16 protein-coding genes and 1 pseudogene are annotated in these 18,065 nt (G+C 33.5%); 8 read left to right on the forward strand and 9 right to left on the reverse strand.

Features of this window, described 5'->3' with window-relative positions; all coding sequences use genetic code 11:
• Positions 1-108: pseudogene (locus ACEN31_RS00905) on the forward strand (IS30 family transposase); the annotation flags it as partial.
• Positions 109-461: 353 nt separating this feature from the next.
• Here the strand turns inward: ACEN31_RS00905 and ACEN31_RS00910 are convergent.
• The 5 genes from ACEN31_RS00910 to ACEN31_RS00930 form a co-directional block, all read right to left on the reverse strand.
• A complete protein-coding gene (locus ACEN31_RS00910; protein ID WP_407101587.1) occupies positions 462-1,289 on the reverse strand; it encodes a hypothetical protein in 828 nt (275 codons plus the stop codon).
• On the reverse strand, positions 1,286-2,308 hold the full coding sequence (locus ACEN31_RS00915; RefSeq protein WP_407108316.1) for a hypothetical protein: 1,023 nt from the start codon (positions 2,306-2,308) through the stop codon (positions 1,286-1,288). Before ACEN31_RS00915 ends, ACEN31_RS00910 begins: the two co-directional genes overlap by 4 nt.
• 97 nt (positions 2,309-2,405) lie before the next feature.
• Positions 2,406-2,753, reverse strand: a complete 348-nt coding sequence (locus tag ACEN31_RS00920) for a hypothetical protein (protein WP_407108317.1) — start codon at positions 2,751-2,753, stop codon at positions 2,406-2,408.
• 157 nt (positions 2,754-2,910) lie between these two features.
• Positions 2,911-3,708: a hypothetical protein gene (locus ACEN31_RS00925; RefSeq protein WP_407108318.1), complete on the reverse strand. Its 798-nt coding sequence runs from the start codon at positions 3,706-3,708 to the stop codon at positions 2,911-2,913.
• Between the two features lie 351 nt (positions 3,709-4,059).
• Positions 4,060-4,662 carry an accessory gene regulator B family protein gene (locus ACEN31_RS00930; RefSeq protein WP_138403803.1) on the reverse strand — a complete coding sequence of 201 codons (603 nt, stop codon included), beginning with the start codon at positions 4,660-4,662 and terminating at the stop codon, positions 4,060-4,062.
• Positions 4,663-4,990: 328 nt separating this feature from the next.
• Between ACEN31_RS00930 and ACEN31_RS00935 the strand changes: the two genes are divergently transcribed.
• From ACEN31_RS00935 to ACEN31_RS00945, 3 genes are all read left to right on the forward strand, one after another.
• The gene (locus ACEN31_RS00935) at positions 4,991-6,271 is read left to right on the forward strand and encodes a sensor histidine kinase (protein WP_138403802.1); all 1,281 of its coding nucleotides are present in this window, start codon (positions 4,991-4,993) and stop codon (positions 6,269-6,271) included.
• 23 nt (positions 6,272-6,294) lie between these two features.
• On the forward strand, positions 6,295-7,008 hold the full coding sequence (locus ACEN31_RS00940) for a LytR/AlgR family response regulator transcription factor (protein ID WP_407108319.1): 714 nt from the start codon (positions 6,295-6,297) through the stop codon (positions 7,006-7,008).
• A gap of 554 nt (positions 7,009-7,562) precedes the next feature.
• Complete coding sequence (locus ACEN31_RS00945; RefSeq protein ID WP_138403800.1) at positions 7,563-7,907, forward strand: hypothetical protein; 345 nt, start codon at positions 7,563-7,565, stop codon at positions 7,905-7,907.
• Positions 7,908-8,009: 102 nt separating this feature from the next.
• Here the strand turns inward: ACEN31_RS00945 and ACEN31_RS00950 are convergent, their stop codons facing one another.
• Positions 8,010-8,822 (reverse strand): APH(3') family aminoglycoside O-phosphotransferase, encoded by an 813-nt coding sequence (locus ACEN31_RS00950; RefSeq protein ID WP_407108320.1) that lies wholly within the window; start codon positions 8,820-8,822, stop codon positions 8,010-8,012.
• Between the two features lie 239 nt (positions 8,823-9,061).
• Between ACEN31_RS00950 and ACEN31_RS00955 the strand changes: the two genes are divergently transcribed.
• A complete protein-coding gene (locus ACEN31_RS00955) occupies positions 9,062-9,808 on the forward strand; it encodes an NAD-dependent epimerase/dehydratase family protein (RefSeq protein ID WP_407108321.1) in 747 nt (248 codons plus the stop codon).
• Positions 9,809-9,848: 40 nt separating this feature from the next.
• Here ACEN31_RS00955 and ACEN31_RS00960 read toward each other — a convergent pair whose 3' ends face one another.
• The 3 genes from ACEN31_RS00960 to ACEN31_RS00970 form a co-directional block, all read right to left on the reverse strand.
• Positions 9,849-10,541 carry a DNA alkylation repair protein gene (locus ACEN31_RS00960; RefSeq protein ID WP_407108322.1) on the reverse strand — a complete coding sequence of 231 codons (693 nt, stop codon included), beginning with the start codon at positions 10,539-10,541 and terminating at the stop codon, positions 9,849-9,851.
• Positions 10,542-10,650: 109 nt separating this feature from the next.
• Positions 10,651-11,202 (reverse strand): DUF7010 family protein, encoded by a 552-nt coding sequence (locus ACEN31_RS00965; protein WP_407108323.1) that lies wholly within the window; start codon positions 11,200-11,202, stop codon positions 10,651-10,653.
• Between the two features lie 113 nt (positions 11,203-11,315).
• On the reverse strand, positions 11,316-13,019 hold the full coding sequence (locus ACEN31_RS00970) for a dipeptide ABC transporter ATP-binding protein (RefSeq protein ID WP_407089842.1): 1,704 nt from the start codon (positions 13,017-13,019) through the stop codon (positions 11,316-11,318).
• Between the two features lie 246 nt (positions 13,020-13,265).
• On the opposite strand from ACEN31_RS00970, the gene ACEN31_RS00975 reads away from it, so the two are divergent.
• The 3 genes from ACEN31_RS00975 (at position 13,266) to ACEN31_RS00985 (ending at position 18,051) form a co-directional block, all read left to right on the forward strand.
• Positions 13,266-14,666 carry an ABC transporter permease gene (locus ACEN31_RS00975; protein WP_407093968.1) on the forward strand — a complete coding sequence of 467 codons (1,401 nt, stop codon included), beginning with the start codon at positions 13,266-13,268 and terminating at the stop codon, positions 14,664-14,666.
• Positions 14,667-14,690: 24 nt separating this feature from the next.
• Complete coding sequence (locus tag ACEN31_RS00980; RefSeq protein WP_407108324.1) at positions 14,691-16,142, forward strand: ABC transporter permease; 1,452 nt, start codon at positions 14,691-14,693, stop codon at positions 16,140-16,142.
• A gap of 106 nt (positions 16,143-16,248) precedes the next feature.
• Entirely contained in the window at positions 16,249-18,051 is a 1,803-nt protein-coding gene (locus ACEN31_RS00985; protein WP_407093966.1) for an ABC transporter substrate-binding protein, read from the forward strand.
• The last annotated feature ends 14 nt before the right edge of the window (positions 18,052-18,065 follow it).

Below are 18,065 nucleotides of genomic sequence, written 5' to 3' on the forward strand. Positions count from 1 at the left end.
ATTTCTTCTGTTACAACCCGAAGGAATAAAATTCCTAGAAAATCTTTAAACTATAAGACTCCGTTGGAAGTCTTTCTTGAGAATGTATCAGGGTTAGATTATTTCTAGCTTAATTTGACAAATGAAATATATAAAAATACTAAAGATTATATACAATATTTGTGATGTAATCCATTTACTCGTAGAAGTTCTGTGAATCAGATAGGACTGCATCTCATTATTCATAGGAATATTCGATAGTATAAGCAAAAAAGATAGTGTTATGACAATTATAAAAATTGGATCTGTGTGTAAAAAAGGATAAAGAGATATGTGTAAATCTAAATTAAATTCATCAGCAAAAGCAAGAATTGGATTTAAAATTGAATACATATATAACCATTGCAGTATTAAAGCAAATAGAACTCTTTTTTGAGTATAATTTGTAACGAGATGAATCCAGATCATTTGAAAGATTTGCCTCATCGATATCCTCCTTCAAACTTCTTTTTATATAAAAAGATAATGAGTAGAAAAATAATAACTACTACTGTTATTAGATATAAAATAGGATAGATTGTTGATATCCCAATATTATTTTCAATATCCCCTTCTCCAAAGTACAAACCTAGAGAATTATACATTGAAAAAACTTTGCGAGGATCTAATAGAAATGGCAATATTTTTACTTTATCTAAAAAGATAATCACAACATTTGATGTTAAGGGGACAGTAAATAGAACAAGTTTGTTCTGGCTAAAAAAACTAACAACTAAACTGATTAAAGACATGCAGGTCATCTCAGCTGATTGTTTAAATATTAACCATCCATAAAACCATATAGCCGAGTGTTCTCTTATTAAGAAACCATTGGATAGTCCATATAGAATGTTAGAATTACTTTCAATAGGATTTGTAATCAAAGGAAAGTTCAAAGATAAAAGATATATTACTATCGCATTGCTTAGTCCAACAATTAAGAATGAACAAGAAATACATATAAATATTTTACTCAAAAAGTACTTACTTTTCCCCATCCTGGGTAAGGTATATTGTAAAACGCCTTGTCTTATGTCTCGTGCAATAAAGTCAGCGACAAATAGATTTACAATCGTCGATAATGCCAATGATATCGACGTATGATTAGTACTAACGGTCCATATATAGGCTATATTTACTTCATGTGTACGCTCAAAAAGTAACTCTTGATAGAACGGTATAATCAAAAATAAAATATAACCTAATATTATCAACAAAAAATATGAAGTTAGAATATTGTTCCTTAGTTCAGAAGTAATATACTTAATCAATGTAATGTTAACTCCTTTTTAGTTTCAGCATCAATAAATATATATGTAGGATAAGTCACTCCATCTACTTCCTGTTCAATAACTCCTAACCACACAGGGATATATATGTCTGATTCTTCACTCGTTTTAGAGCCTAACAAATGCAGATACACTAGTTCCAAGGATGATAATTTAGTATCGTTAAGAATAATTATATTCTCATATTTATTTTCAATTAATGAAATTATTTCTTCAGCATTCAAATTAATTTGATTTAATCTTTCACCAACTTTGTTATAACCCCTAAGATCTGAATTTTCTAGACCATTTTCAGAAAAAGTTAATTGAAACACAGTATCTTCAGCAACAATACCTGCTTCATAATCTCCCATTGCAAAATCATTAATAGGGATATCTTCTATAAAAAATTTAACTGAAGCCATGTATAAATCAGTCGCAGTCTGACTAATCTCCTCATCGCCACCTTCAACGTTAAAGTATTCTTTTAATAATATACTCATCTCATTCGCTGTAATACTTTGTAACTCAATTGAATAGTCTAATTCAATACCTAAACTATGTATTAAAGTATCAATTTCTTGCGTAATTTCCTCTCTAGTCGCAAAAGATAAATCATCCTCCGTCGACACTTCAAGTCCATTCTCTTTAACTACATTCTGAACATCATAATACACAAAACCTTCACTTCTGGTATATCCATAAGCAATGCTGTTCTCCACTTGAGCAACGCTCAATATATAAGACTCATTCTCGAAAGAATACCGTTCCATTGTTAGTTCTGGTATTGAACTATGTTCAAAATCTGCAACTTCCAGATTATGATATTCCGCCACTCCTTCTAAAAAGTCATTCACATCTTGTTGTATTATTTCATATTTAAAACTTTCTTCAGGATATTCATCATGTATAAGTTCATCACTAACTGAATACTCACCTTGTGCAGTGACAGTGCTTAAGTGAATATTCACCATAATCATCAATCCTAACAAACTAGTAAATAACTTCATCAATTTATTCATAATTTTTCTCCTTATCTTATGATATGAAAAAACTACATAGCAGTCTAATCTCTCAGAAAAAATCGCTATGTAGCAAATAAGATTTCATAATTCTTTATTAAGGTGCCCAATATCCTTTAACTGTCGCACTATTTCTAGATTGACCTGCGTCCATTGATGCTGCTAAGTAATAATCTTCACCGGCTATTGCTAAGCCACTATAGTACGGAAGATATTGTCGGTAATGACCAGAAAAATCTTTATAATCAGTTGCTATACCGCCACCTCTTGCGAATCTCACTCTAAAAGTTACGTATATTCCACCATAAATTCCTGAATCTGGAGTAACTGCAGCAGAAGCATAATCATATTTTTTTCTGTAGCCCCCACTAGTCCTGTAACCTCCCTCAGTAACATTAACTGTAAATGGCGTTCTATCTTGAGCTAATACTTCTTCTCCAGGCATAAATATGCCTGTTAAAGATAATATAAATAGAAAAATTAATTTTGATTTGTTTTTCATAATAAAATCTTCCTTCTCGTCTTATATTTTTTATATTATGTGGCTATAATATTAGTTAATAAAAAACAACATACTTACACATCGTTTTAGTGTAGTGCTATTAATCATAATATGATTTATCTTGTAAATTAAAATATGTAATTTTATTTATCGATTTTGATTTGTATATTGTTGCTTTTACTTCCCAATCATTATACTTTAAATCATTGTCTGGCTTTTTTTCTATGAGAGTAAATATCCAATTCTGTTTAATAGTATCTTTATTTTCTTCTTCTTTTACTAACTCTAGATTTTCAACCAAATAATCTTTTTCGCTTTCTAAAGATAAGTAATACATCTCAGTTAGGTCTCCATTTATTAACATTTTTTCTAAATAGTTACTTTCGACTAATTCAATGTACTTTTCATTCATTAATTTAATTAGTTGTTCACTATCATAAGAATATGAAGTTGGTGAGTTCTCACCTTCAGAATCTTGTTGGCTTTCATTCATAGCAATCGCTTCTAATTCTAGAATTTGAGCAAATTCTTTAGCTTCTTTATATGTAATGTTATACGTTGCTTCAATAAAATCTTTTTCAATTGTTTTTACTGTACTATTGTATACCTTAGCAGCTCCTCTTTTTATTGCATCACAAATTCCATTACCATACGGACAAGCTCTAATCGCAAATGGTGTAATATCAGAACCATCGTCATATAATATCGTAAAGTTATCTCCAAAGTAATCTTGTGTTGTACTTCTCGCTTCTATAAATTCACTTGTAGACTCTAAATGCTCAAAATCATGAGCAATATCATGTGCATGTACTTTCTGCGATGTAATCAATGTACCTAATAAAAAGATCAAGAGCGAAAGAAAAAAAGTTCCTTTTATAAAATTTTGCTTATTATACATATATTTTGTCCTCTCGTTTTTTTACTTTATTTTAGCTAAAATTAGTTATAGAAATCTAAACAGTTATTTATTTAGGGGATATTTAATTATATTTTCTCAACAATTCAAAAAATAAACTATTATCATAGCACAAAATCCAACGTAATATAAACGTTACTTCTAAACAGTCAATTCGCTCTTACGCTTTTGAAAGAAGTTTCAATAAACTTAAATTCCATCAAAGAGGTTATTAAATTTTTATTTGATATAACTGTTTGACTCCCATGATTCCTAATTAAATACGTTTGAGATAATTCACTTATGGAAGAATAATTCTGATCACTAAATTTAATTTTATATATTAACTTAACTTTAAAATCTAGCAGTCCGCTTTTCCTTAAATAAATTCAGAATTTGATTTCTAATTCCCATAACTAGTAATATTACATTGGCATTCAGTGCTAATGTTATATATTGCATGATATGTTTCTTACCTATAAAAAAAGCAATTACATAAATAATTAACATAACTAATAGAATGATTTTAATTTGATTAGTATTCTCGATAAAAACGAGATTCTTAACAAATATTTTTATCCATTGATGTACAATTCCAAACACTACTAAGAAAGATATAATAAAAATCCAATGAAGGGTTGAGTAATCCAATTCGAAAAACTTTAGACAAATCGACATTAATGTAAACATCACTCCTGAATAAAACAAACAATAACTTGGTCTGCTTGCATGATATCCACCACCATAAATTCTTAGAGGAATGAAAAAGGTAATAACAAACATTAATTCTATTAATACGCCAAACACAATAGCAATTAACCCAGCTATTATGAAGCATATAATTTGATGTATTACTACATTCATTCCAAAATCAATACATTCTTTTTCAATATCTGATAACCTATAAGCATTCTCAATCATTAATATTGTCTTGTTGATAATTTTTCTTTTTAACATAGTCTCTTATATCCTGACTCGCTTTGAATTGATAAATAAACATCAAACTTCTTTGACTCACTACATTCCAACTCACTAATCCTATTAGTGAGTTATACAATAACTTACCGAATTTTTTTTGAAATTAACCAACTATCATTCCTTCCTCTATTTCACTATATAATACTTTTATCAATAATCAGTAAAGTTGTAATGAAAACCCTATAAATTGTAATAGAAAAGTTTTATTGTGTCTTATCATATTTAATATCATTTTTTGAATTTTAAATGTTATACTTAATTTTATTCTAATGAGAGTTGAATTCATAAACTAATTAGGTGGTGCTACTTGGATTTTTTTAATATTTTTTATGCAATTGTTAATCCCTTTTATCTTTACATATTATGGTTATACTTTACTGTATGGTTCGGTAAAAGTAGTGCGACAATAAGCAATAAGTTATTAATTTGGTTGATTTCATATTTAGCTATTACTTTTTCTTTCTTATTTATTCAAATACCGTATATCACTCTTATAACTAATCTAGCTAGTTTTAGCTTAATTTTGAGTTTGTTTAAGGGTGTTTTATCAAAAAAAATATTATCTGTTTTTATTTTGGTGTCTTGTTTATTAAGCATCGAAATATTAGTTGTTTCACTTTTTAATAATCCAACACCTACTTTAATAAAACAGTATAATTTTCAAAATATCACATCTCTAGTCTTAAGCTACTTAATAGAATACGTATTAGTAAAATACTTAATTCGAAGAAAATATAATTTTATTTCAATTTATAATAATCGTTTACTTTCTTTTAGCCAATTAGTCATTCCATTATTAACAACTATTGTTTTCCTTATCTTTATTAAAGATTCCTCTATTTCCGAATTTCAATTCATTACCTTAGCTCTATTTTTTATATTAATTAATGTCATTTTATTTGAATTATATGATGCTCTTTCAAGAAGTTTTAATTTATTAAGCGAACAACAAAATTTCAAACAAGAACAATTAGATTACGCTAATCAATTAAAGATGATAAAGTCTCATGATGAAGAATGGCGTGAATTTCGTCATGATTTGGCTAACCGATTAACGCCTCTGTATGGGTTTGTTGATCAATACCCTAACAGAGAATTACAAGATATTATTTTCGATATCGTTCCAGAACCACTTAAAGAACCAATAAGCAAGACAGGGCATATTGCCATAGACAGTATTATTAACACTAAACTTCAACCTGCATCTACTGAAAGTATCAATTTAACAACTGAAATATGGATACCGAAGAAAATTAAAATTGATAGCATTGATTTAGCTGTGCTATTAGGTAATTTACTTGATAATGCAATAGAAGGCTGCTTGACTATCCAAGAAAATCGATTCATTGATATCAAACTACTATTTGAATCAAATCAGCTTAAATTAAGGATCTCCAATTCTTTTGATGGTGAGGTCGATAAGCAGGGCGAGCGAATTTTGTCACGGAAAAGAAATAATAATATACATGGATTTGGCTTATCGAGTGTTCAAAAAATTGTTAATAAATATGATGGAATGCATGATATTCACTACACACATGATTCGTTTTCAATTAAAATACTTTTATTCGAACCTGTTGTTGAATAGATTTGAAAATTAGGAGGGTGTTTATGGTCGAAATATTAATTTGTGATGATCAGGAATTTATTACAGAGTGCTTAAGTAAATATATACTGGATCAAATTATTATTAAAAACTTAAATGTTACAGTTAAAAGTTTTTTGACAGGCGAAAGCCTAATCGAATACTTGCAATATGCTCAACCAAAAAAACGGATTATCTTATTAGATATTGAAATGATTCCTATGGACGGCTTATCAGTAGCAAAGTATATTCGTAATGCTTTAAATGATTATACAACTGAAATTATTTTTGTAACAGGTACAAATGGTTATGAACGTGATTTGTTTGAAGTTCGTCCTTCTGGGTTTATTTCTAAGCCGATTAATTTTGATGCTCTTTACAACACGCTCACAAGAGTTTATAACCTTCTGAACTCTGAACATGTATATTTCCAGTACTCTCAACATGGAATAAAGAAATCAATTCGCTTAGATGACATCCTCTATTTTGAGAGCATGAATCGGAAAATTAAGTTAGTAAGTACAAACCACACTGATTCATTTTACGAAAAAATGACTACACTAAACAACAGACTTGTTGATTATCCTCACTTTGTCTCTTGCCATCGATCTTTTACTATCAATGTTAATAAGATTATAAGAAGAGAAGGATCCCGTCTTATAATGACCGATAATAAGTCTATTCCCATTAGCAATAATAAAAAAGACTTGGTTGAAAAAGCTTTGTTGCAATTTATATAGCACCAAGACAAAAAGAAGGAAAACTGATGACTCGTTTTCCTTCTTTTCTTTATTTAAAGCCAATTACTAACTCTTTACCACTCTTTTTTGCTAATTCATCGAGAGTTTGAATCGTGACATTTAAGTTTCCATTTTCAATTCATGCAATAACCGATTGGATCTTCCCCGTCTTTTCAGCAAATTCTTTTTGTGTCATATGCTGTGACTCTCTTAGTTGCATAACTTTAACGGCGATATCTAATCTGATACTTTCTTTTCTATACTCTTCTTTTAAAATGCGGATTCTGAGCAATATCCTTATTTATCAAGTCTCTTATTTTACTCATTATAATCCCCTCAAACCAGCTTAGTCATTCGTCTACTAAAAACAACTCATCCTAATCCGACTCTAATTTTTTCCCAATGAATACATTCCAAAGTAGTTTTAAATTTTCGCTAGTTTTAGTATGGCAGATGATGCAGTATTATTTTTCCTGTTTATCCATTCTTCATACTTTAGACCAATGTCGTACACGTTTGAATTGACTAAAATGGTATTATAAGGAGTGATTCAGATGGAAAAGATTAATAAATTTATTGCAAAAACGCCTCGAAAATTCTGGCTTTACAATAGTATTGTCGCTCTTATCTTTTTTCTTATTGCGCCACACAATTTTTTTCAAGCAATTTTATTCCCGTTTGTTGTCATCACAGTTCGCTACATCACTTTGAATTATTTAACAAATGTCACCGTTAAATACTTGGGCTTTTATCCCTTCAAGAAAGATATAAAATGGTTCTTAATTACTTTGGCAATTAGTTTTGTGCTTTATCAAACGTCATTTACCATTATGATTTTAGGTGGATTACTCATTCTATGGCAGGAAGGTTATTTTGATCACTTCAAGATTAAGAAATAACTTAAAAAGGGGCCAGTACTGATGAACTAGCCCCTTTTTTAACTCTTATTGTATAATGATGAAAACTAGGCCGATACTAATTTTCATCATTATCAAACTTAATTAAAACAACTCATCCAACAAGATATAATACTTAATCTTATCCCAATCAGGCTCTATCCCTATTTTTTGGAAGAACAACTTCCCGTAATTTTCAACTTCGTATTCAGTATAAGTCCGTAGTACACCGAATTTACCACGAAGATTATCCAATAAGCTTCGGTAACATAAAGCTATATCTTGGTAGATATCTGATATACCACTTTGCCCAAGGTCAATAAAGCCTGTTAAGTAGGAACCACTAGCAATTAGATTAGGTAAACTAAAATCTCCATGAGACAATACTAATTTCTCTTCTTCAGGACGATTATTATCCAACCAATCCCATAATGCCTCTGGGCTATTGAATCCATCTTCACCAAACGTTCCTTCATCAGCATCATTCACATCAACCAAGTTCTTTTCTACACGCTCTTTTGCTGCTGCTAACTTGTCTTCTAACAATTGTGAACTGGGGCAATGTGTTATATCCACATTCCAAAGTAACTTAAGACTATCAGCTAACAACTCAATTAAATCCTCAGTCGATCGTCTGACAATGACTTCATAAGACGGATCTCCTTTTAATTTCTCCATTAATAAGTAGTTTATTCCTTCGACTTGAATATTTTCAAAAATTTCAGGTACTGGTAGATGATAATTATTCCACCAATTAAGCATTAGCACTTCGTTTTTAACTTCATCAGAAGATGATTCTATCTTAAGAACGCAATCATCTAAAATCATTTTCTTTGCCTTCGATTTACCTATCAAATCAATTTGAAAATTCTGGTTATCAATATATTTTCGGATTTCTTTGGGTATTACTAGATTCATCTCATCACTCCTCAATTCTATTCAATACTCTATTATATACATGTAATAGGAAAGCGATATCATTTTGTATTACTCTTGATTTTACACCATGGAAGTCATTTTGCAAATGGATTCGAATCTTTCATTACTTTTTTATAAACAAATTGTACAATATTCTTTTCTTCGCAAGTGTTTTTAATTGTATTTTTTGCACTATAAACGTAATCTTAAGTAACAATATAATAAAAGGAGACAATACTATGGCAAAGATACTCATAACTGGAGCAACAGGTACCATTGGTGTCGAATTAGCAAAGCATCTTATTACTAAACACGCGCTTACTTTAGTCGGACGTGATTTTTCTGACCTCCCTGACGATATTCAAGCTAAAGCAACCATTGTTAAACGCGATTTACTTGATCCTGACAATTGGAACGGCTTACTAGATGGCATCGAATATGTCATTCAATTAGCGGGAGAAGCTGACCAAGATGCTGATTTTTATGACAGTTTATTAGATTTAAACTATAAAATCCCACATAACTTATATAATGAAGCGACTAAAGCGAAAGACTTGAAGCGCATCATTGTCGCTAGTTCTATCCATATCGTTGATGGTTATCCAAAAGGTGTCGAAGTCAAGACCACGGATCCTATCCGTCCTGCTAACTTATATGGCGTATCTAAAGCGTATTTAGAAGGTTTAGCTGCTTACCATGCTTATTCAAATGGCATTGAATCCATTGCGGTCCGAATTGCTGATTATAAAGCGAGCGACGAAGAATTAGATGAAGAAGTTGATGAGTACGGCATGGCGATGTACTTATCTAAAGAAGATATGAATCGTCTCATAGATGGCTGTATCGAAGCAGAATTAAAAGAACCCTTCTTAATTGTTAATGGAGTCTCTAATAACACATTTACTCGCCTATCTAATGAAGAAGCAAGAGTCAATTTAGGTTACAACCCTCAAGATAATGCGTTCGAGAAGAAGAATATTTTTTAATCAACAAAAGACGTAGATGAAAATCTACGTCTTTTGTTGTCTACATATTTATATGTTTTGATGCTTCTCGAATTGATAAAGGAGCTAGTTCAGTCTGATACTGCCTAAGAAAATTCTTGACCCATTCTTCATTTATTCGCGCATAATCACGTAATGCCCAACCAATGGCTTTATTAATAAAGAATTCGTTGCTTCCTAAATTATTCATAATCGTTCGAGTCAGTAATTGAGTATCGGTTGCTTCCTTCATACTTAATTGATGAATAATCGCTACGCGTCGCAACCATAAATCATCTGATACACTCCATTCAATGATTGTTTCTTTTAACTCTGGATACTGTGTTTGAAGATAGCCCACTCTTTTCACTAAAGCATCCACAGAATCCCACCAGGACTTTGTTGTAATAAGTTTTTTCAAATGATTGATATCGTCTTTTTTCAAATACGTTTGCATATCATTTAAATAGTCAGTGGCAACATATTGGAATTCACGTTCCTCCTGTTGCCAACATTCTTGGACGAAGTTCCAATCGATAATAGGTGTATCTGGATTCACTTTAGACTGCGCTCGTGCTTCTTGTTTAGCTTCTTTAAAATACGGCTTTGCTATATTCCGACGTGCCACGCTTTTAAGACCTAAAAAAGGAAACTGATTTCTTAAGTACGCTGACATTGCTTGGGCATCGTCTGTTCGGTGGCCTTTCATCTCTGTGATTAATTGTTCAGTATCCATTGTGATTCCTACTCCTTTCAACAAATTTTTGATATATTCTCAATCTTGGAGGATGGATTTGAACTTTCTTTTAAATCCACATCTCATCACTTTCTTGCTCTTCCTCAAGTTAAATGATGTATCCTGATAGTAAGTATAATGCATTAATCAATAAGAGCCCTCCAGTTGCATAACAAGCTAACGCTGCACTTTTAGCGGATATTATTAATTGATTGTCTTTACTTTTACCATAAATAACGCCCAATAATACTGATAGAACAATCGGCATAATAATATAAGCAACTTCTTGATACAGCCAAGCATACATTAGAAAATGAACCGCACCTACGATGCTAAATATAAAAGGAATGATAGTATAGTGCTCTCTTTGGAACATAGCAATCAACAATGGTATTGCTAACAATTGACTCATCGCAATGATAATACTTAATGAATTTAAAATGCCCGTATCCGGCCGTAAGGTAAACGCACCAACAATATATAAAATGAGTAAAGCGATTGGTAAAGCAACCATTCCCTGAAACAGAGTGGCAATGGCTGCATAGTTTAATTTGATTTTTTGCCATAATACTCCGCATATTAACCATGTTATACCGTAAGCAACCAGAAAAGGGGCACCTGAGTAATTTACTCTAGCAAGCTCTTCCAACAATTCAATCATAACTTTAGCTCCTTTTTAACTTTAAACAACGTCTCTATGACTTAATCCTACCTGATTGCGTTTAATTCACCTAATAAAAAACATCCCTACTTCATAAGTAAGGATGCCATATGTTAATAGTTAGCTACATAGTGTCCGGAAGTAACTTCTTTTAATGCTACAACTTCTTTATTTGGTTGCCACGCTTTTAGCGGATTAGAGTCTACCACCTTCGACTTCATCTGTGCATCTAACCTTGGAACAGCTTGAAGTAATTGTTGTGTATAGGGGTGTAGTGGATTCGCGTATAATTCGTTCGTTTCTGCTACTTCTACAATTTGTCCTTGTTGCATGACTGCTACTCGGTCACTAATTTGTTTCACGACTGCCAAATCATGAGCAATGAATAGATACGTTAATCCTAGTCTGTCTTGCAGTTTCTTTAAGAGTTCAATAATTTGCTTTTGAATCGAAACATCCAAGGCAGATAAAGGCTCATCCGCAACAATAAAGTCAGGTTCCACAGCTAACGCACGTGCAATTCCTATACGTTGACGTTGTCCCCCAGAGAACTCATGGGGGAAACGTGAAGCAAAACTTGGGTCTAATTCAACTAAACCTAGCAATTCTTCAACTCGCGCCCGACGTTCTTTCGCATTCTTCACTAATTGATGCGTGTCGAGTGCCTCTCCGATAATATCTTCAATTTTCATACGAGGATTTAATGAAGCATAAGGATCTTGGAAGATAATCTGCATATCTTTTCGGACTTTTAACATCTCTGATTTAGTCAGTTGATGCAAATCAAAGCCTTGGAATATAATACGTCCGCTCGTTGGTTTATACAATTGAAGGATAGCGCGACCTAAAGTAGATTTCCCCGAACCAGATTCACCTACAAGTCCTAAGGTTTCCCCTTTATAAATATCTATATTAACCTGATTAACTGCTTTAAGCTGCTTCCCTTTGCCAATATCGAAGACTTGCTCTAGTTGCTCTACTGAGATTAGCGGTTGAACTTGCGCTTTTTCTTGAGTGATTTTCTCTTCTTCAATTCTAGGTACAGCTTCAAGTAGTAATCTTGTATAAGGATGTTGAGGGTTAGCAAATATCTCATCAATCGGTCCTTGTTCAACAATTTTACCTTCTTGCATGACGATGACTCGTGTACAAATTTGAGCAACCACACCAAAGTCGTGAGTAATTAGTAAGACAGATAAGTTTAAATCTGTTTGTAATTGCTTTATAAGGGATAGAATTTGAGCTTGAATCGTAACATCTAATGCTGTCGTTGGCTCATCTGCAATAAGTAAACTTGGATTAGCAGCTAAGGCAATGGCAATCATAATTCTTTGACGCATTCCCCCAGAGAACTCATGCGGATAATGACTAAACCTCACATCAGCGTCTTTAATTCCAATTGACGTCATCAATTCAACTGTTCTTGCCTTAGCTTGTTTCTTACTCATACGTTGATGTAATCGAATCACTTCAACAACTTGATCACCAACAGTCATTGTTGGATTCAATGAACTTAATGGATCTTGGAAAATCATTCCAATATCTTCACCCAATATTTTACGTAAGGCTTTTGGTTTAGTATCAAGGAGGTTGTGCCCTTTGAATTCAATCTCACTATCAGAATGAATGATGGCATTATCAGGTAATAGTTGGGTAATTGAACGGGCCGTCATACTTTTCCCACTACCTGACTCGCCTATAATTCCAACAATTTCACCTTCTTCTACTGAAAAGGAGATATTATTTAATACTTCTTGCTGTTGGTCTTCGCTCTCAAAGCTTAAGCCTAATTGGTTGACCTTTAAAATATCAGACATTTACTCACTCCTATACTTCTTTATATACGTTGATATCTGTTAATACACAGCGATTATTATAACATAGCAACTATCTGAAAGAGGCGAGTAGATCAGACAACCGTCATTCAAAAATCCGAATGCTAGCCTTCGAAAATCCGCATGCCTCGTTTTGAGGTGGAAACGTTATAATAACTGAGTATGAATTCATGGGTAAAATTTATTCATGTATTCGATAAGTTAATTTTTACTTAGGAGGTGAGATTTTTGGAACACATTCAACAAAACAGTTCCTTAACTAAAGGATGGTCTTTAATCTATCAACAAATGCAACGTCAATGGACTTATAAAATAGCTCTTTGGGTACTTGGTTTACCCTTACATATTATATTCTTCGTGATTCAACTCATACACTTCACAAAATATAAATCTCAACCAGTTGCTGAACGAATCTCTGATGATGAAAAAACAGTGTTAAAACAAAAACTAATAAAAGAAGAACAGAATAAACAAGCCTACTTCAAGCAAAGTATTAGCGCTGAACAGACTGAAAAACGAGTTAATCAACGGTTAAATCATTATGTTCAATCATTAGTTATTGAAAACAATGATATGTCAGAGAGGATTCATCTTTCTGATATTTTCGCGGACTGGATTGTAACACCTGTTGGGTTTATAACGAGTATTATTCTAGCTTGGCCCATGTATATTTTAATGATTGTCTATCGTATGCCAATCTTAAGGTACATTGTTGAAAGGTTATTCTTGATGGTCTTCGTTATCTTTGGTGTAACTTGGATTGTATTTACGTTATTGCATTTTTCACCATCGGACCCTGCTCAAAACATCTTAGGTGTACAAGCTACCCCTGAACAAATTCAGAACTTCAATGTGCTTCATGGTTTAGATGATTCCTATTGGGTACAGCTCTTTAGAACGCTAAAAGGTATAGTTACATTTGATCTTGGATATACTTATGTAGGGAATGAATTGGTTATAGACGCATTGCTACGCCGTTTCCCTATTACACTGCAAGTCACTTTCTTCTCTCTAGCTATTTCTTTAGTTATAGCAATCCCTGCAGGTATTTATTCGGCGGTGAAAGTGAATTCTTTATTTGACCAGTTCTTTATGTTCATTGCTTTAATTGGTCTATCGATTCCAACATTCTGGTTAGGTTTAATCTTTATCTTAAACTTTTCAATTCGTAACCGTTGGTTGCCTGCAACCTTTAATCCGGACAATCTGTGGTCACTGCTGATGCCTGCGATTGTCTTAGGAACAAGCTTAGCTGCTTCTGTTGCACGAATGACCCGGGCTTCGACTTTAGAAGTGATTCATGAAGATTACCTTCTAACAGCCAGATCAAAAGGAATGTCGAATTGGCGCATCATTTGGCGTCACATTATTCCTAATGCGCTGATTCCAGTTATTACAGTGATTGGTCTGCAATTTGGTGGGATGTTAGGTGGATCAGCAGTCACCGAACAAGTTTTTAATATTAATGGGGTTGGTAGTTATATTGTAGAGAAACAATTTGTGCCGGATATTCCAGCTGTTTTAGGCGGGGTTATCTATATCGCGATTATTGTCTCTTTAGTCAATTTAGTCGTTGACCTACTGTATGCACTTATTGATCCACGAATTCGAACAACGTTAAAAAATTAAACTTAGATAGAAAGGAGTTTGGCTTTGGTTCAATCTTATTCACTGGTAGCAAAACGCTATTTACGTTTTGCTTCGACATTTTCGATTGTCTTCTCATTAGCGGTCATTTTATTTACATATTTAAGACAAGGAACAGATTGGAGTTTAGTGACTATCGGCTTCGCCCTTATTCACCTGATACTCAGCTTCATAAACTTCTTTATTGCCAGACACATTCAAAACAATGGAAAAGTTCACCCTGTGCACCGCGTATGGGGTTTTGTCCTTATGTTATCCGTCTTATTAGGGAATCCATTTAACTTTATAACGGGGATGTTCTTAATATTACGTAAACTCATGTCGTATCAAATATATTTAATCTTCACAGTACTCGTTGATTTAACGATTATTGCGACAACGAGTTTAAACTTTTTCAAACCTACTATGAGCCCGGCGTTTACTATCGGTTTATTCCTATTGGGCGTCAGTTTACTCTTTCATTGGGGACTTGCTCTATTTAGTGCTCATTTGAAAAATGTATCCAAAACTCAGTTATATATTGTTATCGGTTTACTTGTAGTCACTTCATTCAGTGGAAATTTATTAGGACTGATTGCTGCTTGGTTAATTTGGCGTGAACATCATAATCAAGCAAATGTGCGCCGACGTAGTGTCTTTTCAAACATTTCTCGTCATGAAGTCGCAATCTTTGGGCTTTATATTATTACCTTTATATTTGCGATGGCGATTACAAGTTACTTAACCTTTGAGTATAGTTACGCCGTAGAAAATAATTATACGGCGATTTTACAAGCACCAAGTATGACGTACCCTTTAGGAACTGATAATTTCGGGCGCGATGTCTTTTCACGCATGGTCTTTGGCGGTCGGATTTCTTTACTAGTTGGGGTCCTAGCTACTTTAGCGCCTCTACTTATTGGTGGTTTCCTGGGTGCAGTCTCAGGTTATTACTCACACCGTGTTGACCAAACAATTATGCGTTCCTTGGATGTATTGTACGCTATTCCCGGTATTTTATTGGCAATTACGATTGTGACGGCTTTTGGTACATCAACACAAAACTTAATTCTCGCTTTGAGTATTGGTGGCATTCCTGGTTACGCCAGAACAATGCGGGCCAACGTACTTCAAGTGAAGCAATTAGAATACGTTGAAGCTGCCCACGCTGTTGGGGTTAGTGATGTAAAAATCATTTTAAAACATATTATTCCTAATGCGAGTGCCCCGATGATTATTCGCTCATCGCTTACTGTCGCGACGGCAGTTATTTCAACAAGTAGTTTAAGTTATTTAGGTTTAGGGGTTGAAAGTCATATTCCTGAGTGGGGTAACATCTTACGTATCGGAAGTGATTATCTAGAAACACAACCTTACTTAGCTATCTATCCAGGTTTGGCTATTATTGCCTTAGTTTTATCATTTAACTTCTTAGGAGACGGCTTACGTGATGCTTTAGATCCTAAGATGACTCAATGACACGTAAGCATTTTATGAAGAAAGTTGGTGAGCTGTATCGATGAACACAGATGAAGATTGTTGTAAGTGCCGTAAACATTCAAAGCAAAATAAAAGGAGATTTTTTATGAATAAAATTTTAAACAAATTATTTTTAACAGCCTTAGTATTAGTGGGAGTAGTCGCTCCCGTCGCAACTACTGTACAAACTGCCAATGCTCAAGAAGCTATTCCCATTACTATCTTAGCTCAATCAGCATCCGAACAAGATGTTAATATTGTCCGTGACCAATTAACTCGCGCTGGCTTCCAAGTTGAGACAAGTTTGCAGCCGGATTATGCAAGTTTTAATGCTCAAAAAGAAGCAGGAAATTATGACTTAGCTATCTCAAGCTGGACAACTGTAACAGGGAATCCTGATTATGCCGTTCGTTCACTATTTATTACAGATGGTGACAACAGTATTATGAGTAACCCGGAAGTGGATGAGCTAATTGAACAAGCAGCAACGGAAACACCGGATGAATATGTGAATACGTATACTGAATTCGAGAATCAATTAGTTACTGAAAATGCGTATATCGTGCCATTATATACATCATTAAAAGCGCAAGCCTTTAATCAAGAAGTATTAAACCCAGATTCTATTCGTTTGTCTAAATCAAGAGCCTTTGCTTGGGAACCCGTTTCTTATGTTGATGACAGTCAACATGCTGAACGTCCATTACTTTTAACACAAACCTCATCACAATTGACTTCATTAGACCCAATTAAAGGGAACGACGGAAGTATAAACCAATTGAATACGAATATGTATGTACGTTTAATCAACCTAACGGATGATGACCAAATTACTTCAGAGAATTCATTAAGTTATAATCATGCGATTGCAGACGGAAACTCAGAGTATTACTTCATCTTACGTGATGATATTAACTTTGCTAAAATCGAAGACGGTGCAGCAGTTGATACTGGTGATTTAGTATCGGCTGAAGATGTTATTTACTCACTCAACCGTGCAAAAGACCCTAATTCAGTTCCTGATCATCGTACGTATAGTTTACATGAGCATATTGACGAAGTTTCAATTGTGGAAGATGTAACTGAATTAGAAGAAGCGACACTTTCTGGGAGTGACTCATCTATAAAAGAAGCTTTAGAAGATGGTTTAGAAACACCTATCTCAGCTGTTGTTGCTTCTGAAGATGAGGTCGATAATGCAAATGGTAATTATCAAGTCGTTAAATTAACAACAACACAACCATTTCCACAAGGATTAAATTACTTAGGTCACCAATCAGCAGGTATCGTGTCAGAACAACAAGTTGAAGCAATAAATACTTATGATATCGAGTCTTATGATGTAAACTCAGACATCGCTTATGGAGACCAACGTGCTGTCACTGAAGGTGGCTCTTATGATAACCATCTATGGACAAGTGGTCCTTACATCATGGTTGATAAAAATGATTACCAAGCAAACTTTGTTAAAAACCCAGCATACCGTCCTGATACAGATGCAGATGCAAACATTGAGCAAGTCACAGTCCGCTTTATCGCTGATTCAAGTAGTGCTTTATCTGCCTTACGCTCGAACGAAGTTGATCTGTACTATGGTTTAGGTGAAGTTGATTACCCAATTGTTGAGAACGAGTCAAGTTTAGCACTCCAATCAATTCCAAGTAATGCGGTAACTTATATGTTATTCAACGTCAATACACCCGGCCGCCCGGTATCAGACAGTGCTGACTTAAGAAAATCAGTTCTTTATGCTATCAACCAAGAAGAAATTAATGCTGCTTACCAAGGATTAAAATTACCAGCTTACTCAACATTATCGCCACTTGTTGAAACTGGGAATACTTTAGTCGCCGACCAAGCAAAAGTAGAAGAGTTTAGAAACAATTACTTAAATTCAGCTACTGAATAAAATGTTTAAGCCCT

Origin of the sequence: Ruoffia sp. FAM 26255 (genome assembly GCF_045528525.1) — a bacterium.
Taxonomy (GTDB): domain Bacteria; phylum Bacillota; class Bacilli; order Lactobacillales; family Aerococcaceae; genus Ruoffia; species Ruoffia tabacinasalis.

Coding starts and splice junctions, on each gene's coding strand:
- ACEN31_RS00915 (WP_407108316.1), bottom strand. CDS start 2,308: ATGAATAAATTGATGAAGTTATTTACTAGTTTGTTAGGATTGATGATT.
- ACEN31_RS00920 (WP_407108317.1), bottom strand. CDS start 2,753: ATGCCTGGAGAAGAAGTATTAGCTCAAGATAGAACGCCATTTACAGTT.
- ACEN31_RS00925 (WP_407108318.1), bottom strand. CDS start 3,708: ATGTATAATAAGCAAAATTTTATAAAAGGAACTTTTTTTCTTTCGCTC.
- ACEN31_RS00930 (WP_138403803.1), bottom strand. CDS start 4,662: ATGTTAAAAAGAAAAATTATCAACAAGACAATATTAATGATTGAGAAT.
- ACEN31_RS00940 (WP_407108319.1), top strand. CDS start 6,295: ATGGTCGAAATATTAATTTGTGATGATCAGGAATTTATTACAGAGTGC.
- ACEN31_RS00945 (WP_138403800.1), top strand. CDS start 7,563: ATGGAAAAGATTAATAAATTTATTGCAAAAACGCCTCGAAAATTCTGG.
- ACEN31_RS00950 (WP_407108320.1), bottom strand. CDS start 8,822: ATGAATCTAGTAATACCCAAAGAAATCCGAAAATATATTGATAACCAG.
- ACEN31_RS00955 (WP_407108321.1), top strand. CDS start 9,062: ATGGCAAAGATACTCATAACTGGAGCAACAGGTACCATTGGTGTCGAA.
- ACEN31_RS00960 (WP_407108322.1), bottom strand. CDS start 10,541: ATGGATACTGAACAATTAATCACAGAGATGAAAGGCCACCGAACAGAC.
- ACEN31_RS00965 (WP_407108323.1), bottom strand. CDS start 11,202: ATGATTGAATTGTTGGAAGAGCTTGCTAGAGTAAATTACTCAGGTGCC.
- ACEN31_RS00970 (WP_407089842.1), bottom strand. CDS start 13,019: ATGTCTGATATTTTAAAGGTCAACCAATTAGGCTTAAGCTTTGAGAGC.
- ACEN31_RS00985 (WP_407093966.1), top strand. CDS start 16,249: ATGAATAAAATTTTAAACAAATTATTTTTAACAGCCTTAGTATTAGTG.